Raw genomic sequence first — 23,666 nt, 5'->3', positions numbered from 1 at the left:
TCCGGGCCGCGGTTCCCGTCAGCGACGGCGCCGCGCGGCCAGCTGCTCCAGGTCCGGCACCGCGTCCGCGGGGCTCGGCGTGGCCAGCAGCTCCTTCTGGATCCGCGCGGCGCCTTCCTTGAACGACGGGTCGTCCAGCAGCCGCGCGAGACCCGTCCGCAGGGTTTCGCCGGAGAGGTCCTCCGGCATGATGGTCAGCCCGGCGCCCCGGCTCTCCAGGAGGCCGGCCAGGGCCGGCTCGCCCCACAGGTTGCCGGGCGTGACCAGCTGCGGGACGCCATGGGTGATGGCGGTGCCCATCGTGGTGGCGCCGCAGTGGTGCACGACGGCGTCGCAGGTGGGCAGGAGCGCGTTGAGCGGCACGAAGTCGAAGACCCGGACGTTGCCGGGGACCGGGGCACCCCCCAGTTGCGCCTCGGTCAGGGTCGCGATCACCTCGGCGTCGAGTTCCGCCACGGCCTCGAGCAGCTCGGCGATCGGCGTCCCCTCGATCTCGACGTTGCGCGCCGTGATGCCGAAGGTCATGCACACCCTCCGCCGTTCCGGCGGCTCGAGCAGCCAGTCCGGGATCGTGGACGGGCCGTTGTGGGGCACGAAGCGGACGGGGAGGTTCGGCACGTCGACCGGGATCCGCATCCACGAGGGCATCGGATCGATGGTGAGCTGGCCGGTGACCGTCTCCTCGTCGAACTCCTGGCCGAACTGCTCCAGCCGGCCGGCCAGCCACTCGCCCATGGGGTCGTCCCGCGGCCCCTCCGGGTGCCGGGCCCGCAGCTCGTGGAAGAGGGCCCGCATCCTGGCGAAGTGGTCCTGCCCGAACAGCATGCGCGCGTGGGCGGCGCCGGTGGCCTTGGCGACGACCGGGCCGACATAGGTCAGGGCGTCCCAGATCACCAGGTCGGGCTGCCAGGACCGGGCGAACCGGACGACGTCGTCCAGCATCCGCTGGTCGGCCTGGTACTCGGAGATGAAGTTGGAGTAGAGGCCGAGGGCCCCCTTGACGTAGTCGAGGGTCAGCTTCTCGGGCCGCGTCTCGGCGAGGTCGAAGCCCATCCGGTAGGGGGTGCCGTCGTCGGGCAGCGCGTCCAGCATCTTCGCGTCGGCCGCCATGTCGATCTCGGTTCCGGCCACCACCGCGGTCAGTCCGGCCCCGGTGATGTCGCGTTCGAGGTTGGGGCGGCTGGCGACGCAGACCTCGTGCCCGGCGGCGCGCAACGCCCAGGCGAGGGGGACCATGCCGTACAGGTGGGTGCTGGCCGCGAAGGTCGTGAACAGAACTCGCACGCATTACTCCAACCGCGCTCGTCGGTGCCCAGCGGAAAGGGATGCTCCGGGACCGCGCGCCCCGCGTGATCGGAGGATTTTGCCCCGATCATGCACGGAATCGCGCCATTTCACCCTTGACGCTACCGACGAACGCCGCGCGGCCCCCACCCCTAGACCTCCCTTAACCGCCCCCTAGAACGGCGGCGAGCTGGGAAGGAGTGAGGGGAACCACCACCCCGCCCTCCATGTACAGATGTATAAGACGGAGGTATACTTCTGATCGTCCCCAGCCAGGACCGGAAGTCGAAGTTCGGCGGCGGCCGATCAGCTCAGTGACCCACGGGGGTCCGGAAACGACGAAGAGAGAGGATCGACGTGGCCAGTTCGAATGGATGGATGGCCGGGTGGGACACCAGGGCGACCTGGCGGAGATTCGCCGGCCGGGACCCCCGCCGCGTCCGCTCGGCGGGTCTCGAGTGATGCCGGCGGGCAAGGTTCTGCGCTTCGACGGCATCAAGGGCCGCGGCCTCATCACCCCCGAGGAGGGGGGCGCGGCGATCACCGTGCACGCGAACGACCTGCAAGGCGACAAATATATGTTCCGGCCCGGGGCGGCGGTCTCCTATGACATCGAACACGGAGACCACGGATCGAAGGCGGTCAATGTGAGACTTCTTGATGGCGATTCACCGGCGATACTGTACGCACTGCCCGGCGAAATGCGTGACGAGGAGAGCACCTCGGGGGACGTGCTCTCCATGGACGAGTTCATTCAGGAGGTCACCGAACTGATCATCCGCTCGATGTCCACGCTCAGCGCCGAGCAGATCATGGAATTGCGCACCCACCTCGCCCGGTTCGCCCGGTCGCACAAATGGATACAAGAGTGAGCCGCGGCACGCCGGCCCGGTTCAGGCCGTATCGGTCAGCTCCATCGGAAGGTCGACCGGCAGTTCGGAGCGCCGTTTGATGCTCAGCTTCCGGTAGACGCGGGTCAGGTGCTGCTCGACCGTGCTCTCGGTGATGTAGAGCTTCCGGCCGATCTCACGGTTGCTCAGCCCGCGGGAGGCCAGCGTCGCCACCTTGCGTTCGGCGGCGCTGAGCACCTCCAGCCCGGCGGTCCCGGCCCCGTCCACGGCCTTCGAGCTCGGCAGCAGCCGGTCGTGCAGGACGCTGGCGCCGCACGCCTTGGCCAGCTGGAGCGCGTACCGGGCCATCATCCGGGCCTGGCCGACGTCGCCCACGGACTGCCGGGCACCGCTCAGCTCGGTGTACGTCAGCGCCAGCTCGTACCGGTCGCCGCAGTCCTGGAACAGGTCCGCGGCCTTGCTCAGCAGCCCGATCCGCTCCTTGGCGTCGGCGGTCATCGCGAGCACGCGCAGGGCGACGCCCCGGACGCGGGGGTCGTCGCCTCCGCCGAGCGTCATCTGCTCGCGGAGCAGCTCGCGCGCGGGGTCGCGCTGGCCCATCGCGAGGTAGGCCTGCGCGAGGTCGCTGCGCCACGGCACCACCGCGGGGTGGTCCAGCCCCCACTGGACCGCGTGCCTGCCCGCGGACTGGAAGTCGTTGACCGCGGCGTGCAACCGGTTGGTGACCATGTGGTGGTGCCCGCGGGCGTGCAGCATCGCCAGCCAGAACCGGGAGTGCTTGGCGGACTCCGGGACCACGTGCCTGAGCAGCCTGCGGGCCTCGTTGAAATTGCCCATCGCGGTGTTGGCCAGGACGAGCTTGGCCAGCGGCGAGCACAGCGCCACGCCCCAGCCGTGCGCGGGCAGCGCGTGCAACGCCGCCCGCGCCTGTCCCTCGGCCCCCGTCAGGTCGCCCCTGCGCAGCGCGATGCCCGCGCTGACGTCCAGCAGGACGGCGCGGCGCGTCTCGTCCGCCCCGTCGAGGAGGTGGCCGCACCAGTAGCTCGCCCGCTCGATCCGGCCGTGGTGGATCAGCAGATGCATCGCGCCGATGATCGCCTCGGGCGTCGCGTCGCCGATCCAGCAGCGCTGCAGCACCAGTTCCGCGTTGTCGAGCGACTCCGGGCCCTCGGGCACCGGCGTGAAGCGGGCCCGCGCGGGCGCCGCGCCGGCGTCCGCGCCCTCACCGGGCGCCGGCGGCGGCTCAGCGACGGCGACGATCTCCGGGATCCAGCCGTTCAGCCACTCCATCGTGAGCCGGTGGTCGGCCGGGGCCAGCCGGCGGGCCGCCGTCCCGTTCAACCGCTCCAGCACCACCACGGCGTCGGCGGAACGCCCGAACCACGCCAGCGTGCGGATCAGGAGCAGCGCGTCCTTGGCGTCGAGCCGGCCCGCGGCGTCGGCGGCCATCAGGGCGTCGAGATGCCTGATCACCGCGGCGGCGTTGAGACGCCACTGCGCGCGGACGAGCGCGGCGGTCAGCGCCGCGGAACGTTCCTCGCTGAGCCGGCCCTGCAGGGCCAGCTCCAGACATTCGGTCGCGTCCTTGACCTTGTCGCGTGCCAATTGGTGCTCGGCGGCCGACTCCAGGATCGGCACGGCCCAGCACGGCGACGCGTCACCGGCCGCGACCAGGTGCGCGGCGATCTCCACGTGCGGGGCGTGGTCGTCGTGCAGGACCTCGGCCGCGCCGAGGTGCAGCTCCGCGCACTCCTCGCCGGGAATGTCGCCGAGCACCGCGAAGCGCGCCTTCTCGTGGCGGAACCGGGGGCCGTCCATCAGCCCGTCGTTCCGCAGCCCTTCCAGGTGAGCGGTCACGGCGACGCTCTCCGCCCCGAGCACCCGGGCGATCGTGTCCGGCGTGGCCGACCGTCCCAGCACGGCGGCCGCGCGCGCGGTGAGCAGCAGCTCGTCCTCGCCCCGGTGCAGGCAGGTCAGCACGGCGCGGGCGAAGCGCTCGTCGACGATCGGCTCCCCGCTGCACAACCGGACACGCCGCGAGTGCGCCCGGAAGTCCTCGGCCAGGGCGCGCACGATCAACGGGTTGCCACCGCTCAGCCGGTGGCACTCCTCGGCGAACCCGGGAGTGACCGTGGAGGTCCCCAGCGTGTCCTCGACCAGCCGCTCGACCTCGGCCGGCGACAGCGATCCCAAAGTGATCTGCCTGAAGTACGGCTGGCGGGCGAGTTCGACCCGCAGCGCCCGCTGCTCACGGCCGAGCGACTCCCGCTGGTTCAGGATCAGGAGCACGCGTGCCGCGCCGATCCGCCTTTGCAGCCGCAGAAGGACCTCCAGCGACGCCTCGTCGGCGAAGTGGACGTCATCGACGACGATCACCAGCGGACGCGTTCTCGCCAGTTTCAGCAGGGCGCTGCACACGCGGTGCAGCAGCCTTTCGTTCACGTTCCCGCGGCCGTTGCCCGGTGCCGGGGCCTCTTCTTCTCCCCAGCCCGTCACGGTTTCCCCGATGTCCGGTGGAAGCTGCGCGCTGTCGAGAAGCTGAGAGATCACCCCCAGCCATACGGTGCGTTCCGCGGCGGAGCCCACCGCGCTCAGCAACAATGCACCGGATTCGGCCACGAATTGGCCGAACCGGTAAGCGAGTTCGGTCTTTCCACTCGCCACTCCCCCGCTGACGAGGACGACTCTGCCCTCTCCTCGGGTGCTTTCCAGATAACGGAACTTCAGCTCTTCGAAGGATGTGCCTTGTGCCGACATAGTCGTGATCACCGTGAGATTCCCCAAGATCACTATGACTAACCATGGGGAAACCTACCCGATCCATGTACAAATGTCTAGCGGATCAATGCGCCACGGCTTGAAATCACTTGACTGCGGAGCGTGGCCGTATATCCTGGTTGGTTACCGCGAGGTATGTAGGAACCTGCCAAATGATCCTTCCGCGCACTGTCAAGAGCCGTCAACTTCGTGTCCGACGCCATTACCCTGGCCTTCACGTTCAGGAAATGTCACGGCCATGACAGGAGAACGATCTCCCGCCAATAGTCATGCGCGCCCAGAGCCGTCTGACCTGCATAACCACATCCTTACAGCCAAGGTCACACCGGGCCGTCAACCTCGCGCCGGATGCCGACGGCAATCAATTATTCAACAGTTTATGAGTTCCCCGGGCAGTAGGGCGGCCCGCGGCGCGCCGCCCTGGCGCCCGCCGCCCGCCGGCCTCGTCCGCGGTGCAACTTTTACTTCTCCGTAACCTCGCGTCAGCATTCACCGGTATACACCGACCGCCGCAGACCGTCACCAATGAATGACAAGATCGCTGTAATGCACACGCGAGATGGCGCCTGGATGAAGGAACACCGCGACGACCGGCTCAGTACACCGCGGGCGACGTCACACCGAATCCGGCCCGCCCTCGCGGGGCGGCCACGCCGCGCTCGAAACTGTCGGCCGCCGCCGTCCTGACCGGGCGCGCGTCACCACCATCACGGCGCCGACATCCCTTTCTCACCGCCCCGCAAGGAGACAACGCCCCCCTCACCGCCCTCACGGCCGCCCTCAAGCACCAGGGCGCCGGCGCACATGTACCGACCGGACGCACCGTCCGAGGCGAAGTGCAGGCGGGGAGTGCAGGCAGAGGGAACCCAGACGAAGGAGCCGGAAGGGCTTGGGCTTGTCTCGACGTGCCTCAGGTACCGCGCGAGCGCGTTACCTGGCAGGTGAGGCGAAGCCGGAGGCGAGCCTCACCGGCCAGATCGCGAAGCGATGCCGCGCTCGCCAAAGGCCCGGTTAGGGGCGAGCCGCCAGGCGAGCGACGTAGGCCGGGACTAGAAACACAGCTCGGCGAGGCGCTCGATGGTGGCGGCCGGCTGGGAGGTGAGGTAGAAGTGGCCGCCCTTGAAGACGTGGAGGTCGAAGCCGGCGGTCGTGTGCCCTCGCCAGGCGTTCGCCTCCTCGAGGGTGACCATGGGGTCGTCATCGCCCACGAAGACCGTGACGGGGCATGCCAGGGCCGCGCCGGGGTCGCTCACGTAGGTCTCCACGGCCTGGTAGTCGCCGCGGATCGCGGGCAGGGCCGCGCGCAGCATCTCGGTCTCGTCCAGCAGCCTGGGGTCGGTGCCGCTGAGCCGGGTGATCTCGGCGATGATGCCCGCGTCGTCGCGCCGGTGCACGGCCTCCTGGCGGTACCGGGACGGAGCGCGCCGGCCGGAGGCGACCAGCAGGCTCGGGGCCCGGAACTCCCGCTCCATCCGGCGGGCGACCTCGAAGGCGACGATCGCGCCCATGCTGTGGCCGAACAGCGCGACCTTCCGGTCGCCGCCGCTCGGCGGCCCGCCGTCGAGCCAGGGCCGCAGGGCCGCGAAGACCCCGTCCGCGAGCTCCCCGATGTCGGTGATGGGCTGCTCGGCCCGCCGGTCCTGGCGCCCCGGGTACTGGACCGTCAGCACCTCGATCCCGGGCGCCAGGGCGGCCGACACGGGATGGTAGAAGCTCGCGGAGCCGCCGGCGTGGGGAAAGCACACCAGGCGCGTCCCGGCGTCGGGAGCCGGGTGGAACCGCCGGATCCACGCGGCACTGTCGACAACGAAATCCGGCATCGGATTCAAACCTCTCCGCAAAGGCGCCTGGCTCTCTTCCCCACCGTGCCGCCGCGCCCCGCGGACCTCAACCCCTAGCGACCCCCAAGGGGGTGATAGCGGGCGGATAGGGGCCGCCTCCGCTGGCCACGGCGGCATGGCCGCGGGAACACTGGAATCCGGCCGGTCCACCAATACGCGAGGTGTCATATGGCGTTCTCCGCCAACGCGGCTCCGGTCCCCGAGATGCGGTCGAAAACCGAAGAACTGAACGCGGCCAGAATGGACGTGGAACAGGGACCGTCAACGCGGGCGACGCAGGCGCAGCACGACAAAGGCAAACTCACCGTACGCGAACGGCTCGATCTGCTTTTCGATCCCGGGACCTTTCGTGAGATCGAGGGGTTCCGCCGGCACCGGGCCACCGGCTTCGGCCTGGAGGACCGGCGCCCGCCCACCGACGGCGTGGTCACCGGCTGGGGCGAGGTCGAGGGACGGAAGGTGTTCGCCTACGCGCACGACTTCCGCGTCTTCGGCGGCTCGCTGGGCGAGGCGCACGCGGAGAAGATCCACAAGCTGATGGACCTGGCCGAGGCCGCGGGCGCACCGCTGGTCAGCCTGAGCGACGGGGCCGGGGCCCGGATCCAGGAGGGCGTGACCGCGCTCGCCGGGTACGGCGGGATCTTCCGCCGCAATGTGCGGGCGTCCGGGGTGATCCCGCAGATCAGCGTGATGCTGGGGCCGTGCGCCGGGGGCGCTGCCTACTCCCCCGCGCTGACCGACTTCGTGTTCATGGTCCGCGGCATCTCGCAGATGTACATCACCGGCCCGGACGTGGTGCAGTCAGTGACCGGCGAGGAGATCACCCACGAGGAGCTCGGCGGAGCGCAGGTGCACGGCACCGTCTCCGGCGCGGCCGCCATCGTCTGCGACGACGAGGAGGAGTGCCTGGCGGAGGTCCGCTACCTGCTGTCGCTGCTGCCGTCCAACAACCGGGAGCTGCCGCCCGCCGTGGCCTGCGACGACCCGCCGGACCGCCGGACCGAGGCGCTGCTGGACCTGGTCCCGGCCGACCCCGCCCAGGCCTACGACATGCGCGCCGTGCTCGGCGAGATCGTCGACGGCGGCGACCTCTTCGAGGTGCACGCGACCTGGGCGCCCAACATCATCTGCGCGCTGGCCCGGCTCGGCGGGCACCTGGTCGGGATCGTGGCCAACCAGCCCGCCTGGCTGGCCGGCGTGCTGGACATCCACGCGTCGGAGAAGGCCGCACGGTTCGTGCAGATGTGCGACACCTTCAGCATCCCGCTGGTCACGCTGGTCGACGTGCCGGGGTTCCTGCCGGGCCGGGAGCAGGAGCACAACGGGATCATCCGGCACGGGGCCAAGCTGCTGTACGCGTACTGCGACGCCACGGTCCCGCGCGTCCAGCTGATCCTGCGCAAGGCCTACGGCGGCGCGTACATCGTGATGGACTCCCGGTCGATCGGCTGCGACCTGTCGTTCGCCTGGCCGACCAACGAGATCGCGGTCATGGGCGCGGAGGGCGCGGCCAACGTGGTGTTCCGGCGGGAGATCGCCGCGGCGGACGACCCGGAGGCGATGCGGGCCCAGCGCGTCAAGGAGTACAAGCAGGAGCTGATGCACCCCTTCTACGCGGCGGAGCGGGGCCTGGTGGACGACGTGATCGACCCCGCCGACAGCAGGTCGACCCTGATCGACGCGCTGACGACGCTGCGGGCCAAGAACGCGCGGTTGCCGTCCCGCAAGCACGGCAACCCCCCGATGTGACGACGGAGGACTGACCCGTGACCGAGCAGATGGACCTGCGCATCGTGCGGGGTACGGCCGGCGACGAGGAGATCGCGGCCCTGGTGGTCGCGCTGACCGTGGTGCGCGCGAGGACGGCGGCCGGGCCGGCGGCCCGTGTCGTCCGGCGGGCCGGCTGGAGCACGGACCGACACTGGAGCCGGACGGCATGGCACGCGTGTCCGGGAATGTGGGCCCCCGAGGACGGGCACCCGATCGTGGAGCACCGCCCCGCCCTCGCCGCGGGAGGCCGCCTCCGATGAAGGGCATCCTTCTCGCCGGCGGGTCCGGCACCAGGCTCAACCCGATGACCATCCCGGTGTCCAAGCACCTGCTGCCGATCGGCGACAAGCCGATGGTCTACTACCCGCTCTCGGCGCTCATGCTGGCGGGGATCACCGACATCCTGGTCATCTCGACGGAGGCGGACCTTCCGCACTACCGGCGGCTGCTCGGCGACGGGTCCCAGCTCGGCATCCAGATCGACTACGCCGTGCAGGACGAGCCGAACGGCATCGCCGAGGCGCTGATCATCGGCGCGGAGAAGATCGGCGATGATCCGGTCGCCCTGATCCTCGGCGACAACATCTTCCACGGCGCCGCGTTCCAGTCGATCCTCGAGGAGAACGTGCGCAACGTGCACGGCTGCGTGCTGTTCGCCTACGGGGTGAAGGATCCCGAGCGGCACGGCGTCGCCGAGTTCGACGAGGCCGGCCGGCTGGTCTCCCTGGAGGAGAAGCCCGCGCGCCCGCGCTCCAACCGCGCGGTGACCGGGCTCTACCTCTACGACAACGACGTGGTCGACATCGCCAAGAACGTCCGGCCGTCGGCGCGCGGCGAACTCGAGATCACCGACGTCAACCGGGTCTATCTCGAGCGCGGGCGGGCGCGCGTGGTCGATCTGGGCCGCGGCTTCGCCTGGCTGGACACCGGTACGCCGCAGTCGCTGCTCCAGGCCGGCCTGTACGTCCGGACGCTCGAGGAGCGGCAGGGCGTGCGGATCGCGTGTATCGAGGAGGTCGCGCTGCGCATGGGGTTCATCGACAGCGACGCGTGCCATCGGCTGGGGGCGGCCATGGCCAACTCCGCCTACGGCCAGTACGTCATGGCCGTCGCCCAGGAACTGGCGAGCTGACCCCGCCTCGGCCTCGGTTCATGTGGCCGCGGGTTCGGGGGCCTGCCGACCGCGATCGATGAGCTCGGGGAGGACTCGGTCGATGAGGTTGAGCAGGACCTCCTTGAGCAGCAGGTGCGCTTGGGCCCGCGGCAGCCGGGCGTGTTTGAGCCATTCCCGGCTGACGTTCTCCGCCAGCGCCGAATAGCAGCGGAAGGCCGCCCGGATCTGGGGGTGGGTGCGGGAGTGCGCGGCGAGGCCGACGACTTGGGTCATGTGGTCGACGGCGCCGTCGCGGGCCTCCTCCAGAATGTGTTCCAGGTCGTCGTCGCCTCCGGAGGAGGTCAGGTCCAGCGCGGCGATCCAGGTCTCCCGGTTGCGTTCGAGGAGTGTGAGCCAGGCGTCGATGCTCTGGGAGACGCGCTCCTCCATCGTGACGCCGTCCGGGAAGGCCGGGGTGGGGATCGGCGGGACTCTGAGCATCTCCCTGACGGCGGCCAGGTACAACTCCCGTTTGGTGCCGAAGTAGTGGTTGAGCAGTCCGCGGCTGACTCCCGCGGCCGTGGCGATGTCGGTGTTGGAGACCGACGCGTAGGGGCGCCGGCTGAAGAGCTCGCGAGCACAGGCCAGGATCTGGTCACGCCGCTCGTCGGGCTCTTTGCGGACGCGGCGCGGCGCGCCGTCCGGCATGTGCCTGCTCATGGTGTCCTCGGTCCGGCCGGCTACTGGGCGGCAGGAGGATGAGGCGACCTGCCGGAGGCGGCGTGTCAGGCCGCGGCCGCCGCTCAGCCGCCGGAAGAGGGGGCGGGAGTGGGAAGGGGGGTTCCGTCGCCCTGCTTCTTGCCGTTGGGGTCGGTCATGGATTCGTCGGCGGCGCCGACCGAGGTCACCTCGGTGACGCGCCACCGCTCGCCCTTGCGTACGAGCCGCATGTCCAGGTGGGAGCCCAGGACGCGGCGCGTGCCCGCCGAACTGCGCACCTCCGAGTCCATGACGACGATCGCCCGCGCCGTGGAGTCGTCGATGTCGCCGAGGTAGACGCTGCGGACGGTGGCGGTCGCGTCGGCCTTGAGCCTGGTGATGACGCTCTCCAGGCCGCCGGTGAACGCGACGTCGTAGGTCTTGGCGAAGTCTTCGGAGGCCAGTGAGAGGACGCGGTTCCGGGCCGCCTGCAGGTTGCGGTGGTCGTAGCTGAGCAGGGCCTGCCCGAACTCGCCGGCGCGGGCCCGGACGTCGCGCCGGTCGCCCTCCACGGTCGCGGCCTGGTCGGCCTGGTGCCACTGCAGTCCCGCGGTGACGACGGACGCGAGCAGGACGAGCGCGAACACCGCCCTGGTCAGCGTCGCCCGCCCGGGCAGGCGCGCGCGCCGTCCGCCCCGGTCTCCGGGTGCGTCGTCGTCCGCCTTCGGCTGCTCGCCGTCCCGGTCCTTGCCCTCCGGCTCGTCGGCCTGGTCTTCCTTCTTGCTCTTGCTCTGGGCGTCCTCCCGGCCCTCGCCGTCCAGGTCCTCGACCTCTGCGGGCTCTTTCGTCTCCGTCTTGGCTGGCATGCGCTCCTCCGTTCTGGGGGTCATCTCCGCGCGCGGATGCGGGCGGCGCGTAGGGCTCGTGCGGATTGGAAGACGACCACCGCGAGCACGAGCAGGCCCGCGCCGGGCGGCAGCAGCGGCAGCCAGCGCGAGGGGGCGGTCTGTTCGTCGGCGGAGCCGACGGGCCGCGCCGTGATGGTGGGCTCGGCCGCGCCCGGCGCGGGCGTCGCCGGCGTCCTGGCCGCCTGCCGTTCCTTCTCTTCCTTGGACGAGGCGGACTTGGCCGTCTTCCCGGTCTCCGGGCACAGCTCCATCGCCGGGGCCTTCGGGCGCGGGACGGGACTGGCGTATTCGGTGGCCGCCCGCGAGCCGGAAACGGTGATCACGGGCGAGACCCTCATGTAGGCCCCGGAGGCGTCCCGGGCGGTGACATCGCTGACCAGGGCCTGGAGCGTGGGGGACCATCTCCAGGACGTGCCGGACCTTGGCCGAGTTGGCGGGGGTGAGCAGCGGCCTGGACGGGGTGGCGGCGGCGGTGAGCAGGCAGCCCAGGCCGGGGCGGGACTTGTCCAGGAGCCGGTTCACCTCGCGCAGGGCCGCGGGCCCCTCCTCCAGCACGGTGTTGAGCTGTCCGCGGCTCTGCCGTACCGAGGCGGTGACCCGGGCGAGGTCGCCGATGCCGGACGCCAGTTCCCCGCGGTGGCCGGACAGCGTGGCGGTGAGCCGGGTGAGCTCGACCGACAGCGCGTCCAGGGTGCCGGCGTTGGCGGCCAGGGTGGCGGTGAGCTGGTGGGTGTCGGCGAGGATGCCGTTGATGGAGTCGCCGCGTCCCTGCAGGCCGGTGGCGGCCTCGTGCACGAGCGTCCGGGCGTCGCGCGGGTCGACGGACCGCAGCGTCCGGCTGAGTCCGGCGAACAGCTCCTGGTAGTTGACGGTGGGCGCGGTGCGCGCGACCGGGATGTGGTCGCCCTCCTTCAGGATCGCGTTCCCGGGCCGCGGCGGCTGCGTGAGCTCGATGTAGGGCTCGCCGATCGCCGACTTGCGCAGCACGCGGGCGCCGACGGCGGACGGGACGCGCGCGTCCCGTTCCAGGTCGAGCCGCACGGCGACGTGGCCTTCCCGGAGCCGGACCTGGCCGACCGTGCCGACCCGCACGCCCCGGTGGGTGACCTCCAGGTCGGGGTTCAGGCCGGGCGAGGTGGCGAATTCGGCGGTGACGTGGAAGGGCCGTTCGAGGGCGTCGATGCTGATGATGCTCCGGACCGCCCACACGGCCAGGACCACGCCCAGCAGGGCGAAGAAGACGAGGTTGATGGCGATGCGCGGCTGTCTCATGGGCGCGGTCCCGCCAGGTCGTTCCAGGGCTTGCGCGAGGTCGCCTCGGCGGCGGTTCCTGGTTGCGGCAGGAAACCCTTGATCCAGAGGAAGAGCAGTGCCTGGCCGCTGTGGGAGACCGAGGGGCCGCGCAGGAAGGTGAGCACGGCGTTCGCCAGTACCTTGAGGTCTTCCCCGCCCCGTACGGCGGAGGCGAGCAGCGCGTCGGCGCGGCGCAGCAGGGTGGCCAGCCGGTCGGCGTGGCGGGCCTGCACGTTGGCGTTGAAGGAGCGGGCGAGTTTCAGCAGTTGCTGGATGGCGCGTTTGAGCTGGGCGCGGTCGGCCTGGAGGCGTTCGGTCGCCAGCGTCACGTTGCCCGGCAGCTTGTCGATCTGGGCGTGGCCCTTGCGCAGCGAGCCGCCGAGGCGGGCGAGGTCGTCGAGGGCGCGGCCGAGCTCGGAGGAGGAGGCGGCGTAGCTGTCGGAGACGTCGGCGGCCTTCTTGATGAGGGTGTTGAGCTGCCGGCCCTTGCCGCCGAGGGCGGCCGCGGACTCGCCGGTGATCGTGGCCAGGTCCTGGCCGCCCAGCGCGGCCAGGAGCGGGCCGAGCCGTCCGCTGATCTGCTCCAGGTCCGGCTGGACGGAGGTCTGCGCGATCGCCGCGCCGCGGGCCAGGAACGGGCCGGTGCGCAGGTCGCGGCCGGGGGGCGGGTCGAGGCGCACGTAGTTCTCGCCGAGCAGGGACGACTTGGCGATGGTCGCGGTGGTGCCGGCCGGGATGCGGCGGTCGTCGCGCAGGGCCATGGTGACCCGGGCGCGGAATCCGCTGAGCCGGATCCCGGTGACGGTGCCGACCCGGATGTCGGAGACCTGGACGCTGTGGCCGACGACCAGGCTCTGCACGTCGTCGAAGGTCGCGGTGAGGACCATGTCGCCGCGGGGCGCGCCGATGGTCTGCAGGGAGCAGCCGCCGGTCCCCGCGACCACGACCAGCGCCATCGGGACGGCGACGGCCTTCAGGACCAGGGGCCGCCTCGCCGCCCGGCCCTGCTTGCCCGGACGGTCGCGCAGACCGGCCGGGCGGATCTCGCGTGCGCTCATCGCGGGGCCTTTCCGGGAGGTGGGGTGCAGTTGGCCAGTGCGGGCTGCCCCTCCAGGCAGGGGACGGTGCCCCACCCCATCGCGGTGAACAGCGGCTGGAGCCAGGCGCGGAGGGTGCCGTGCACGACCAGGCGGATGGTCGCGACATGGTTCTGCCGGTCCCATGCCTGGACGGCGACGTCGGCGAACTTGCCGAGGGCTTCGATGGACTGTTCGAGGGAGCCGGCGTTGGCCTTGAGGGTCATCACGATGTTGGACAGGTCGGTGACCGTGCTCGGCAGGGTCTCCTGGTAGGCGGTGACGAGCACCTCGCTCTTGCGGATGGCGCCGGCCAGGCCCTCGACGAAGCCGTTCAGGCGGGTGCGCTCCTCGGCCAGCGTGCGGCTGGTGGCGGAGAAGGAGTCGATGAGCTCGCCGAGCCGGCGGTCGCGGTGGTTGAGGTCGGCCGCCAGCGTGCGCAGTCCTTCGGCGAGTTTGACGATCCGCTGGTCCTGGGCCGCCAGGTTCTGGGTGAGGGTGGCCGTGCCGCGCAGCGCGTCGTTGACGTCGCGCCCGTGCCCCTGGACGCCGTCGGCGCCGCGCGCCACGGCCGAGCCGAGCCGGCGGCCGTCGATGGACCGGTTGAGCCGGGCGAACGCGGCGAGCGCCTCGTCGATCTCGACGGGCAGCTCGGTGCGCTCGACGGGGATGACCATGCCGGGCGGTGCCTTGGCCAGGCCGGGGCGCCACGCGGGGCGCAGCTCGACGTACCGTTCGCCGAGCGCGTTCGCCGAGGCGATGACGGCGCGGGCGTCCCGGGCCACCGGCACGTCCGCGTCGATGGCCAGCTCGACGCGCACCCGGTCGCGTTCGGTGGTGATGGAGGTGATGCTCCCGGCGTCGGCGCCCATGACGCGCACCCTCGACTGCTCGTACAGCGAGGTGGTGCGGGCGAAGTGGACGGTGAGCCGGTAGCCGTCGCCGCCGCGCGCGGTCACCGCGCATCCTCCGGCGGAGGCGGTGACGGCGAGTGAGAGCGCGATCGCGATGAGCCGCTTCACGGCCGGCCTCCTTGGGTCGCCTTGGCCTGGGCCCGCCGGGCGTCGGGCAGCTGACGCGCGAGTTCGGCCAGGTCCTGGGGGGACAGCGGGCCGAGGCCGGTGGCCAGGACCTCCAGCCAGGGCCCGTTGCCGCCGGCCGCCGAGAGGCCGCTGAGCGTCGGGCCCGCCCAGGCCAGGAGCTGGTTGAAGTCGCCCGTGGTGGGCCGCAGGGTGCCCAGGGTGCCGCGCAGGTCGTCGATGACGGTGACCAGCCGCCGCTGCTGCTCGTCGATCAGGCGGGTCATCGCCGCGACGGTGCTCCCGCCGGCGCCGAGGAACGTCGACAGCTCCTGGCGCCGCCGGCGCAGCTCGTCCAGCATGATCTGCACGTTGGCGAGCAGCTGGGACAGCTGCCGGTCCTTGCTGCGGGCCAGGTCGAGCACCCGTTCGCCGTTGGTGAGCAGCTTGTCGATCTGGGGGTCGGAGTCGTTGACGGTCCGCGCCAGGTCGGCGAGGTTGCCCAGCGTGCGGCCGAGCCGGGCCCGGTCGTGCGGGTCGACCTCGCCCAGTTCCGCCATGATGCGGTTGATGGAGTGGCTGTCGAGCCGGGTGATGGTGTTGGTCGACTCGTTCAGGACGTCGTTGACCGTGGTGGGCGTGCCGGTGCGTTCGAGCGGGATGCGGCGGCGCCCCTCCGGCAGGTCGGCCAGGTGCGGTGTGGTGACCGGGCCGGACAGGCGCAGGTAGCGGCCGCCGAGGACGTTGGCGACCTTGACCTCGGCGCGGGTGGCCGGGCCCAGGTCCACCCCGGCGTCGACCTTCCAGGTGGCCAGCACCCGGGCCCGGCCGTAGTCCGGCCGGACCGCGGTGACCTCGCCCGCCCGGATGCCCGCGACGCGGACCTCGTCGCCGGCCCGCAGCCCGCCCGTCTCGGCGAACACGCCGGTGACGGTGTAGCGGTCCTGCAGCAGCCCGCGGGTGCCGACCACGTAGACGGAGGCCACCAGCGCGAGGAGCGAGCCGGCGGACACCAGCCCGACCACGATCCTGTTCCGGTCGCGGAACGATCTCAAGGCCATTCAGGACCCTCCCACCAGGAGGCGGCGCAGGGCGCCGGTGGAGTCGATGCGGGTGGCGCCCGAGCTCGCCGCGGGCCCGGCCGCCTTCCCGGTGCCGCGCTTCCCCTCGGGCTCGCGCGCGCCGGGCAGGCGGGTGGGGTACGGGCAGGGCGGCGCCGCCAGCGTGAGGCAGGGAATGGCCGCCTCGACGTAGCCGCCGTTGTCGGCGGCCGCGAAGATGTGCCGCAGCTTGGGCGTCGCCGAGCCCATCACCTCCGCCACCGTGCGGCTGTTGCGCCGCACGCCCGCGGTGAAGTCCGCCAGCCGCGCGATCACCGCGGCGAGCTCCCGGCTGTTGCCGGCCAGGACCTTGTCGGAGGTGGCGGCCATGGCGGCGAGCTCCACCAGCGCGTCGTCGATGAGCCGCCGGTTGTCGGCGAACGCGCCGCTCAGCTTGACGAGATCGTCGACCGCGCGGCCGATCTGCCGGTCGCGGCGGGCGATGATCTCGGTGATCGTCGCGTAGTCGGCCAGCATCTGCCGCAGGGTGCCGCGGCGGGCCGCGATCGTGGAGGAGAGCCGGTCCACGCCCACGACCAGCCGGTCCAGCTCGCCGGCGTTGCCGTCCAGCGCCTGCGCCAGCGACACCAGCACCTGGTTGACCTGCCCGGGATCGATGCTCCTGGTCAGCGGCGCCAGCTGGTCGACCAGGGCGCCGGCGTCGACGACCGATCGGGTGCGGGTGATGTGCGCCCCCGGTCGCATCGGTGTGGGCGCGGTGCCGGGAATCAGGTAGACGACCCGGCGCCCCATGGCGTCCCGCCAGCGGATCGCGGCCTCGCTGTCGGACGGAACCGTGACCGAGGCGCTCAGGGAGAGCTCCACGCGGGCGCGGCCGCCCACGATCCGCAGGCCCTCGACCCGGCCGACCGGAGCGCCCGCGATCTTCACCTGGTCGCCGACGGCCAGGCCGCTGGCGTCGTCGAAGGTGGCGGTCAGCGACCGGCCGTCCTCGAAGCTCACCCGGGCGATCTGCGCCCCGATGAAGGCGGTCAGCAGCCCGGTGACCGCGACGAAGGCCGTCACCCGCACCGTCAGCGCCAGCCGCGCCCGCCCCTGGGCGGACAGCCCGGACAGCCGCGCCATGTCAGCGGCCTCCCGTCGGACCGCACACCCCGATGATCAGACGGCACGGGTCGGTGGGGAGCCACCCCTGGCTGCGCAGGTAGTTCTTCCCCTCCGGGCCGCGCAGCGAGGTCAGCTCCCCGTACAGCGGCAGCAGCCGGTTGCCCGTGCGGACCGCGTCGCCGGTCAGGCCGAGCTGGGCGTACACGAGCGCGGCGGCCCGCTCCCCCGACCGGAACCCCTCGCCGACCTGCCGGCCCCGCTTGTCGAAGCCGTGCGAGACCAGCGCGGAGATCTCCGCCAGCTGGTCGGCGAACCGGCCGAGGCGGTCGCGGCCGCCCGCGGCGGCCGTGGTGATGAGCGTGTTGGCGTCGCCGGTGACGGCGACGAGGTCGTCGCCCGAGCCCGACGACGCGAGCGTTCCGGTCAGGTCGGCGGTGTCGCCGATGAAGCGGCGGGCCTCGCCGCGCCGCCTGTGCGCCACGTCCATCAGCGTCCCGGTCTGGTCGATGGTTCCGCGCAGCCGCGCGCCCTGCCCGTGCAGCCCCTGGGCGAGCGTGCGGACGATGGTGGAGACCTCGGTGGCCTCGACCGCGCGCAGCGTGGCGTCGGCGTCGGCGAGCAGGTCGGACAGGTCCTGCGGGTCGGTGGTGCGCGCGATGGTCCCGCCGGTGGCCAGGTAGGGACCGCCGCGCTCGCCCGTTCCCGGGACGAGGTCGACGAACTTGGGTCCGAACGCCGACGCCGGCTCGATCGCCGCGGTGGCCGTGGCGGGCACCCGCACCCCCGGCTCCAGCCGCAGGGTGAGCCGGGCCCGGCCGCTGGGGGTCAGCTCCGCCCGCTCCACCGAGCCGACGGTCACTCCGCGGACCTTGACCGGCGCGCCGTCGCCCAGGCCCTGCCCGGCGTGCCCGAACTCGGCGGTCAGGCGGACGCCCTCGGCCCGCAGCGGGCGGGCCGCCAGCACGTACACCGCCAGCGCCGCGGCGGCGAGGGTGAGCACGGAGATGAGCAGCGCCCGGCCCGGCGGAAGGTCGTGGTTCATCCGGTGAGCCTCACGGTCGCGCCGCCGCCCCAGAACACGTAGGACAGCAGCAGGTTCAGGGTGACGATGGTGATGATCGACAGCCGGATCGCCCGGCCCGCCGCCTGCCCCACCCCGGCGGGGCCGCCGGTGGCGTAGTAGCCGTAGAAGCAGTGGATGGTGATCACCGCGAAGGAGAAGATCGCGACCTTGACCGAGCTGTAGACCAGGTCGATCGTCGGCAGGTAGAGCCGGAAGTAGTAGTCGTAGACGCCCGGCGCCAGGTCGAAGAACTCGGTGCTGATCAGCCGGGTGGCGAAGAAGCTGGCGAACAGCGCGATCAGGTACAGCGGGACCAGCGCGATCAGCGCGGCCACCACCCGGGTGCAGACCAGGTAGGCGAAGGAGGCGATGCCCATGACCTCCAGCGCGTCGATCTCCTCGGAGATGCGCATCGCGCCCAGCTCGGCGGTGAACGCCGAGCCGCACTGCGCGGCCAGCGCGACCGCCGCGATCACCGGGGTGATCTCGCGGACGTTGGCGAACGACCCGACCAGCCCCATGAACGACTCGGCGCCGATCGAGCGCAGCCCGGTGTAGCCCTGCAGCCCGACCTCGGTGCCCACGAAGAACGCCATGGTGAAGATCACGAAGATCATGCCGCCGCCGACCACCGTGGCCCCGGCGCCGACCACGATGTCGCTGACGTGCCCGGCGACGGTCTTGGCGTACTTGCGCCGCCACACCAGGTCGCGCAGCGAGTACAGCAGCACCCGCTGCACGAACACCGGCCACTGCGCCAGGTCGCCGCCGCGCCGCACCGCCGTGCCGAGCACCGCCGCCCGTGCGGCGGTCCGCGGGGAAAGGAGCGGGCCGGCCATCAGATCTTGGGCGGGAACGCGACGAAGTACACCGTCGTGATCACGTAGTTGAGGGCGAACACCAGCATGAACGCGACCACGATCGACCGGTTCACCGCGCGTCCCACGCCCACGGGGCTGCTCTCGCAGCTCATCCCCATGTAGCAGGCGACGACCGCCGCGACCAGCCCGAACAGCCACGACTTCAGCAGCGTCACCAGCAGGTCGGAGGTCTGCAGCAGGGACACCGCGCCGTCGAAGTAGGCGCCGGGCGTCACGTCCTGCAGCAGCACGTTGAACACGAACCCGCCGGCCGCCCCCGAGGCGATGACCAGCGAGGCCAGCAGCGTCGCGATCAGGCCGGACGCCCACAGCCGCGGCGTCACCAGGCGGTGCACGGGGTTGACCGCCATCACCTCCATCGCCGACAGCTCGTCGCGGATGCGGCGCGCACCCATGTCGGCGGTCATCGCCGCGCCGCCCGCGCCCGCGATGATCAGCGCGGCGGCGATCGGCGCCACCTCCCGGACCAGGCCCACCACCACCGCGCCCCCGGTCGCCGACTGGGCGCCCAGCTGCGCGGCGAGCTGGCCGACCTGCAGCGCGACGGTGGCGCCCAGCGGCAGCGACACCAGGATCACCGGCAGGCTCGTCACCCTGGCCAGGAACCAGGCCTGCTCCATGAACTCCCAGAACCAGGTGCGCACGTCCCAGGTCCGGCGCAGGCCCTCCAGCGCGACCACGAACAGCTCGCCGACCTCGTTGAGCAGCCCGTGGATCCGCGCCGGGACATGTGCGGTCGCCATGCCGTCACCTCCCTTCCAGCGTCCGTGCGCCGCGCGGCCCGCGCCCCCGACGATTCGCCGGTTCCCGGGAGCGTGGGCCGCACGGCACGGGCCACCCTAGCGACTTATTGACAGCACGCCAATAGAATCGGGAGAAGTATTGGCGGGCCGCCAATAGCGCGCTATCGTCGGGGCTCCACGGCAGAGCGCGACCTGGAAAGGTCCTTGGTCGGAGGCATGCCATGCGTCGTCAACCGCGCCCCCAAACGCGCCGTCAACGGGTGTCCGAGGCGGGACGACGCCGCGGCGCGCATCGTCCGGAAGCGCCGTCCGGGGTCCGGCCGTGACCCCGGAGGACTGGCCGGCCGTCTGCGCCGCGTTCGCGTCGTCCGGCGTCTACTTCGCCGGGATCGCCCTGCTCAAGGTCGCCGCCGACCGGGTGCGGCCGCCGGACGTCCCGTCGCTGACGAGGCTGGCGGTCCGCCTGCTCACCACCCGCCTGAGCATCGCCGGCGCCGTCGTCATGGCCGTCGGGCTGATCCTGCAGTGGAACGCTCTGAGCGCCCTCCCCCTGCCGATCGCCCAGCCCGTCTTCGTGTCGTCCCTGGCCATGCTGCCGGCCATCTCCCTGCTCTGCTTCACCGAGCATCCCAGCGGCCGCGAACTGCTGGCGCTCGCGCTGGTCGCGGGCGCCACGGCGATGACGGCCGCGGCGACCGCGGACATCCCCCTCTCAGGGCATCCGCCGTCGCCGCGGCTGCTCACCGTGATCGTCGCGCCCTGCCTCATGCTGCCGATCGCGCTCTTCGTCATCTACGAGACGGGGCCGGTGGGACGGCACGCCCGCCCGTCGACGGGCGTGGTCTTCGGCCTCACCGCCGGCGTTCTCATCGGCACCGCGGAGGTGGCCCTCAACGCCATGACACGGCTCCCCTTCTCGGCGGCCGATCTGCTGGGCACGCCCTATCCGTACCTGTTCGTCATCGCGGCGGGGCTCGGCGTCTCCCAGTTGCAGGTGGCCCTGCGGCGCCATCGGATGCTGGTCGTCGTCCTGGTCGCGACCGTCGTCGCCAAGACCCACCTGCTGCTGACCGGGACCCTGCTGCACAAGGAGACATGGCCCGCCGGGACGGCCACGGCGCTCCTCCTGGCCGGCGGGATCGCCGTGCTGGCCGCGGCCATCGCCGTGCTCCCCCGGTACGAGGCCGCCGCACCGGAACGTTCCGGAAGCGGCGCTGTCAATCCTGAGGCCGGTCCGGAGAGCGAGCCGGTTCCAGCATGGGCAAGAGGAACCGACGGGCGACTGCGGCCAGCTGATCGTCGTCATCGAGGTCGATGAGATGGCTGGGGATCGCCAGGAACGAGGCGGAGACCCGCACCATCATCTCGGCCACGAAGTCGGTGTCCAGGTCGGCGGGCACGTTGCCCGCCCGCTGCTCCTGGCGGAGCTGGCCGGCGACGAACTCCCGCACGGCGGCGAGGGTCCGCCCGCCGTCACTGATCATCGAGGAGACGAGCAGATCCGGTTCCGTGTCGATCAGGCCGCCGATCAGCGGGTTGCCGCGGATGGCGCGCAGCGAGCTCACGAAGCCCAGCACCACCCGGTCGGCGGCGGTCTCGGCCTGGTCGATGTCGATGAGGAACCGGTCGAAGTAGCGGCGGAACTCCCGGCGCACCACCTGCTCGACCAGCGCGTCCTTGGTGGTGAACCGGCGGTAGACCGTGATCCGGGAGACGCCGGCCCGCTTGGCGACGTCCTCCATGGTGGAACGCTGGATCCCCATCCGGCAGAACTGCTCGTAGGCGGCGTCGAGCACGCGCGCGCGGGTCTCGTCCATGTCGTCGACCTGCTCGACGGCGTCGATGTACGCGCGTTCGAGCAGCGAGTCCGGGCCAGAGGTCGCCATGAGGGCGGACAGCGCAGGTTCCACGGTCTCCTCCTTAGACGACTGATTCTGCCTCACCGGCCGATGGCCGCCGTCATGTTCGGGTCTTGTGGCGGCCGTCACGGTGTGCTCTTATTGGATCTGTCGTCGATGATACGCAGATGCAAAACTCGTTTCACCGTATCAGGACGGTGCTCTCAGCCCCGAGGAGGAGCGAAGGCATGGACACACCCAGCAGGCGCAACGTGTTGATGGCGGGAGGGACGCTGGGCGCGGTCGGTGCGCTGAGCGTCGCGTCCCCCGCCCAGGCGGCCCCACTGTGGACGTGGTCGCCCAAGGGCTCGGTGGCCGGCGCGGGTGCAGGCGCCGACCCCCGCGGCGTCTGGGACCCGGAGGCCGACACGCTGGTCGCCTCACTGATCGACCGGGGCGCCGTGCCCCAGGTCAACAGGCTCCTGCGCACCTGGACCAAGAACGGCCAGGCGCTGCCGAGCGGCCTGCCCGCCGACCTGCGCGCCTTCATGGAGCGCGCCAGGCAGCTGCCGTCGTGGGCCGACCAGGGCAAGCTCGCCACCGCGGTCGACTTCAACGAGAAGCGGGGGCTCTACCTCGGCGTCACCTACGGCTTCGCCAGCGGGATGATGAGCACGATGATCCCCAGGGAGGCGCGCGCGGTCTACTACTCCAAGGGCGGCGCGGACATGCGCGACCGCATCACCAAGACCGCCAAGCTCGGGTACGACATCGGGACGTCGAACGCCTACGATCCCAACGGCGAGATGATCGTGACCTGCGTCAAGACCCGGCTGGCGCACGCGGGCGTACGTCACCTGCTGCCGAAGTCCCCGTACTGGTCGAAGGTCGCCGACGAGGCGATCCCGATCAGCCAGGCGGACATGATGGTGACCTGGCACAGCCTGCCCACGACCGTCATGCAGAACCTGGTCAAGTGGAAGGTGCCGATCCCCGCCAACGAGTCCACGGCCTTCCTGCACTCGTGGCAGGTGTGCGCCCACATGCTCGGCATCAAGGACGAGTACATCCCCAACTCGTGGGACCAGGCCAACTCCCAGGCCAAGCAGGTCCTGGACCCGATCCTGGCCGCGACGCCCGAGGGCATCAAGCTGGCCGACATGCTGCTCAACATGGCCACGATCATCCCGGGCGGCCCCCTCAGGTACATCACCAAACCCATCCTCGGCTCGCTCACCCGCTACGTGCTCGGTGACGAGATCGCCAACTCGCTGAAGATCCGCAGGGAGCCGCTGTGGGACGGGGTCTTCGAGACCCTCTGGGAGCCCTTCGTCCTCGTCCGCGAAGGTCTGCTCTCCCTCGAGAAGGCACCGGGGGCCCTGCAGAAGTTCTACTGGGCCTTCGACGAGATCCTCCGCCTGGCGGCCCTGCTCGTCCTGTCCGGGGGCGACCTGCCGATCAGCATCGAGATCCCGGACGCCAACAACCCGGACTACTGACCGGGACGCCTGAGCCGGTCCTGCGGCCCCGCGAGCGGAGGTAGGCCACCGGTCCCGGCTCGTCACCCACCCCCTGCTCGCTTCGCGCGAGCGCCCCTCGCCAACCTCGGGCTCGGAATCTGACAGTTTCCGAGCCCGAGGCGGTTCCGCCCCGTCCCGTACGGCGGCGGGGAGGAAGGGCACTCGTCTTCACCACCGCTTTCCCGGCCCCTTCAGAAGGAACTCGGGAAATCCGCGAGGAGCGAATCCGCGATGTAAGGACCACCCCCTCGCCCTGCTCTCCAGGTCAGGACACCGGCGCCGGCCCGGCAGCGAGCCGCGGCCGGCAGCGGAACGCTCCCACACCCGCAAGCTCATGAAACGCGATGTGAGACTCCGGGCTCGACGCCGGTGTCGTTACGAGTTCACCGGCCGGGCAATCCCGGCGCGCAACCGTCGCGCCCGGCGCCGCCATTCGCCGTTCCGGCGAGACTGAAAATGACGCCGTACGCCCAACCGGTCGTAAGAGAAGGAGACGGCCCACGGGGCAATAGGCGTCTCCATCGGTCAGAGCGAGATTTCCGCCGGCGCTTTCGCCCTGTTGCGTCGCGGCCGGCCGCCTTATTCGCGAACGTTTCCACGGCCCGCCGGACGCGGCGCCGCCGATGCGCCACCGCTTACACCGCCGAGGCGCCGTCGGCCGAAAGCGGCCCAGTTCGCCGGGGTCGGCGGCCGCTCCGGCCCACGCGATCGTGACGCCGGTCACAGACGATGGTCACACGCTCACGCACGGTCCGAAACGCGAGGTTAACGCCCACTCGCACGGGTCGAAAGCGATTGCTTTCTTATACATCTACACCTTTACGTGTAGAGTATGCGGCCC

19 protein-coding genes are annotated in these 23,666 nt (G+C 71.4%); 6 read left to right on the top strand and 13 right to left on the bottom strand.

Going from position 1 to position 23,666, the window contains the following annotated elements:
* Positions 1–18: 18 nt before the first annotated feature.
* The gene (locus ACZ466_RS45670; protein WP_378287365.1) at positions 19–1,284 is read right to left on the bottom strand and encodes an activator-dependent family glycosyltransferase; all 1,266 of its coding nucleotides are present in this window, start codon (positions 1,282–1,284) and stop codon (positions 19–21) included.
* A 461-nt stretch (positions 1,285–1,745) separates the two neighbouring features.
* Between ACZ466_RS45670 and ACZ466_RS45665 the strand changes: the two genes are divergently transcribed.
* The gene (locus ACZ466_RS45665; RefSeq protein WP_378287364.1) at positions 1,746–2,156 is read left to right on the top strand and encodes a cold-shock protein; all 411 of its coding nucleotides are present in this window, start codon (positions 1,746–1,748) and stop codon (positions 2,154–2,156) included.
* Between the two features lie 21 nt (positions 2,157–2,177).
* Here the strand turns inward: ACZ466_RS45665 and ACZ466_RS45660 are convergent, their stop codons facing one another.
* Positions 2,178–4,892, bottom strand: coding sequence for an ATP-binding protein (locus ACZ466_RS45660; protein ID WP_378287363.1), 2,715 nt, complete (start codon positions 4,890–4,892; stop codon positions 2,178–2,180).
* 1,070 nt (positions 4,893–5,962) lie between these two features.
* Positions 5,963–6,733, bottom strand: coding sequence for a thioesterase II family protein (locus ACZ466_RS45655; RefSeq protein WP_378287362.1), 771 nt, complete (start codon positions 6,731–6,733; stop codon positions 5,963–5,965).
* Between the two features lie 261 nt (positions 6,734–6,994).
* Here ACZ466_RS45655 and ACZ466_RS45650 point away from each other — a divergent pair, with 261 nt between their 5' ends.
* From ACZ466_RS45650 to rfbA, 3 genes are read left to right on the top strand one after another with little or no spacing between them, the layout of a single operon-like run.
* On the top strand, positions 6,995–8,503 hold the full coding sequence (locus ACZ466_RS45650; protein ID WP_378287371.1) for an acyl-CoA carboxylase subunit beta: 1,509 nt from the start codon (positions 6,995–6,997) through the stop codon (positions 8,501–8,503).
* A 17-nt stretch (positions 8,504–8,520) separates the two neighbouring features.
* Entirely contained in the window at positions 8,521–8,784 is a 264-nt protein-coding gene (locus tag ACZ466_RS45645) for an acyl-CoA carboxylase subunit epsilon (RefSeq protein ID WP_378287361.1), read from the top strand.
* Complete coding sequence (gene rfbA / locus ACZ466_RS45640) at positions 8,781–9,656, top strand: glucose-1-phosphate thymidylyltransferase RfbA (RefSeq protein WP_378287360.1); 876 nt, start codon at positions 8,781–8,783, stop codon at positions 9,654–9,656. Before ACZ466_RS45645 ends, rfbA begins: the two co-directional genes overlap by 4 nt.
* 18 nt (positions 9,657–9,674) lie before the next feature.
* Here rfbA and ACZ466_RS45635 read toward each other — a convergent pair whose 3' ends face one another.
* From ACZ466_RS45635 to ACZ466_RS45595, 9 genes are all read right to left on the bottom strand, one after another.
* The gene (locus ACZ466_RS45635; RefSeq protein ID WP_378287359.1) at positions 9,675–10,337 is read right to left on the bottom strand and encodes a TetR/AcrR family transcriptional regulator; all 663 of its coding nucleotides are present in this window, start codon (positions 10,335–10,337) and stop codon (positions 9,675–9,677) included.
* 83 nt (positions 10,338–10,420) lie between these two features.
* Positions 10,421–12,496 (bottom strand): MCE family protein, encoded by a 2,076-nt coding sequence (locus tag ACZ466_RS45630; RefSeq protein ID WP_464041952.1) that lies wholly within the window; start codon positions 12,494–12,496, stop codon positions 10,421–10,423.
* Positions 12,493–13,575 (bottom strand): MlaD family protein, encoded by a 1,083-nt coding sequence (locus ACZ466_RS45625; RefSeq protein WP_378287356.1) that lies wholly within the window; start codon positions 13,573–13,575, stop codon positions 12,493–12,495. Before ACZ466_RS45625 ends, ACZ466_RS45630 begins: the two co-directional genes overlap by 4 nt.
* Complete coding sequence (locus ACZ466_RS45620) at positions 13,572–14,615, bottom strand: MCE family protein (protein ID WP_378287355.1); 1,044 nt, start codon at positions 14,613–14,615, stop codon at positions 13,572–13,574. Before ACZ466_RS45620 ends, ACZ466_RS45625 begins: the two co-directional genes overlap by 4 nt.
* Positions 14,612–15,673: an MlaD family protein gene (locus tag ACZ466_RS45615; RefSeq protein WP_378287354.1), complete on the bottom strand. Its 1,062-nt coding sequence runs from the start codon at positions 15,671–15,673 to the stop codon at positions 14,612–14,614. The genes ACZ466_RS45620 and ACZ466_RS45615 overlap by 4 nt, the downstream gene beginning before the upstream one ends.
* Positions 15,674–16,798 (bottom strand): MCE family protein, encoded by a 1,125-nt coding sequence (locus ACZ466_RS45610; protein ID WP_378287353.1) that lies wholly within the window; start codon positions 16,796–16,798, stop codon positions 15,674–15,676.
* 1 nt (position 16,799) lies between these two features.
* Complete coding sequence (locus ACZ466_RS45605) at positions 16,800–17,822, bottom strand: MCE family protein (protein WP_378287352.1); 1,023 nt, start codon at positions 17,820–17,822, stop codon at positions 16,800–16,802.
* Positions 17,819–18,682 carry an ABC transporter permease gene (locus tag ACZ466_RS45600; protein ID WP_378287351.1) on the bottom strand — a complete coding sequence of 288 codons (864 nt, stop codon included), beginning with the start codon at positions 18,680–18,682 and terminating at the stop codon, positions 17,819–17,821. Before ACZ466_RS45600 ends, ACZ466_RS45605 begins: the two co-directional genes overlap by 4 nt.
* Complete coding sequence (locus tag ACZ466_RS45595; RefSeq protein WP_378287350.1) at positions 18,682–19,467, bottom strand: MlaE family ABC transporter permease; 786 nt, start codon at positions 19,465–19,467, stop codon at positions 18,682–18,684. Before ACZ466_RS45595 ends, ACZ466_RS45600 begins: the two co-directional genes overlap by 1 nt.
* A gap of 322 nt (positions 19,468–19,789) precedes the next feature.
* Here ACZ466_RS45595 and ACZ466_RS45590 point away from each other — a divergent pair, with 322 nt between their 5' ends.
* Positions 19,790–20,785, top strand: coding sequence for a hypothetical protein (locus ACZ466_RS45590; protein ID WP_378287349.1), 996 nt, complete (start codon positions 19,790–19,792; stop codon positions 20,783–20,785).
* On the opposite strand, the gene ACZ466_RS45585 is transcribed toward ACZ466_RS45590, so the two are convergent.
* Positions 20,685–21,377 carry a TetR/AcrR family transcriptional regulator gene (locus ACZ466_RS45585; protein WP_378287347.1) on the bottom strand — a complete coding sequence of 231 codons (693 nt, stop codon included), beginning with the start codon at positions 21,375–21,377 and terminating at the stop codon, positions 20,685–20,687. The genes ACZ466_RS45590 and ACZ466_RS45585 overlap by 101 nt on opposite strands.
* Positions 21,378–21,553: 176 nt before the next feature.
* Between ACZ466_RS45585 and ACZ466_RS45580 the strand changes: the two genes are divergently transcribed.
* A complete protein-coding gene (locus ACZ466_RS45580; protein WP_378287346.1) occupies positions 21,554–22,804 on the top strand; it encodes an oxygenase MpaB family protein in 1,251 nt (416 codons plus the stop codon).
* Positions 22,805–23,666: the final 862 nt, after the last annotated feature.

The sequence above is a fragment of the Actinomadura rugatobispora genome (assembly GCF_055379765.1).
Note: the sequence above shows the minus strand (reverse complement) of the source record. Positions and strands in the feature narration are given on the sequence as shown.

Coding starts and splice junctions, on each gene's coding strand:
- ACZ466_RS45665 (WP_378287364.1), top strand. CDS start 1,746: ATGCCGGCGGGCAAGGTTCTGCGCTTCGACGGCATCAAGGGCCGCGGC.
- ACZ466_RS45660 (WP_378287363.1), bottom strand. CDS start 4,892: ATGTCGGCACAAGGCACATCCTTCGAAGAGCTGAAGTTCCGTTATCTG.
- ACZ466_RS45655 (WP_378287362.1), bottom strand. CDS start 6,733: ATGCCGGATTTCGTTGTCGACAGTGCCGCGTGGATCCGGCGGTTCCAC.
- ACZ466_RS45650 (WP_378287371.1), top strand. CDS start 6,995: ATGGACGTGGAACAGGGACCGTCAACGCGGGCGACGCAGGCGCAGCAC.
- rfbA (WP_378287360.1), top strand. CDS start 8,781: ATGAAGGGCATCCTTCTCGCCGGCGGGTCCGGCACCAGGCTCAACCCG.
- ACZ466_RS45635 (WP_378287359.1), bottom strand. CDS start 10,337: ATGAGCAGGCACATGCCGGACGGCGCGCCGCGCCGCGTCCGCAAAGAG.
- ACZ466_RS45630 (WP_464041952.1), bottom strand. CDS start 12,496: ATGAGACAGCCGCGCATCGCCATCAACCTCGTCTTCTTCGCCCTGCTG.
- ACZ466_RS45625 (WP_378287356.1), bottom strand. CDS start 13,575: ATGAGCGCACGCGAGATCCGCCCGGCCGGTCTGCGCGACCGTCCGGGC.
- ACZ466_RS45615 (WP_378287354.1), bottom strand. CDS start 15,673: ATGGCCTTGAGATCGTTCCGCGACCGGAACAGGATCGTGGTCGGGCTG.
- ACZ466_RS45610 (WP_378287353.1), bottom strand. CDS start 16,798: ATGGCGCGGCTGTCCGGGCTGTCCGCCCAGGGGCGGGCGCGGCTGGCG.
- ACZ466_RS45605 (WP_378287352.1), bottom strand. CDS start 17,822: ATGAACCACGACCTTCCGCCGGGCCGGGCGCTGCTCATCTCCGTGCTC.
- ACZ466_RS45600 (WP_378287351.1), bottom strand. CDS start 18,682: ATGGCCGGCCCGCTCCTTTCCCCGCGGACCGCCGCACGGGCGGCGGTG.
- ACZ466_RS45595 (WP_378287350.1), bottom strand. CDS start 19,467: ATGGCGACCGCACATGTCCCGGCGCGGATCCACGGGCTGCTCAACGAG.
- ACZ466_RS45580 (WP_378287346.1), top strand. CDS start 21,554: ATGGACACACCCAGCAGGCGCAACGTGTTGATGGCGGGAGGGACGCTG.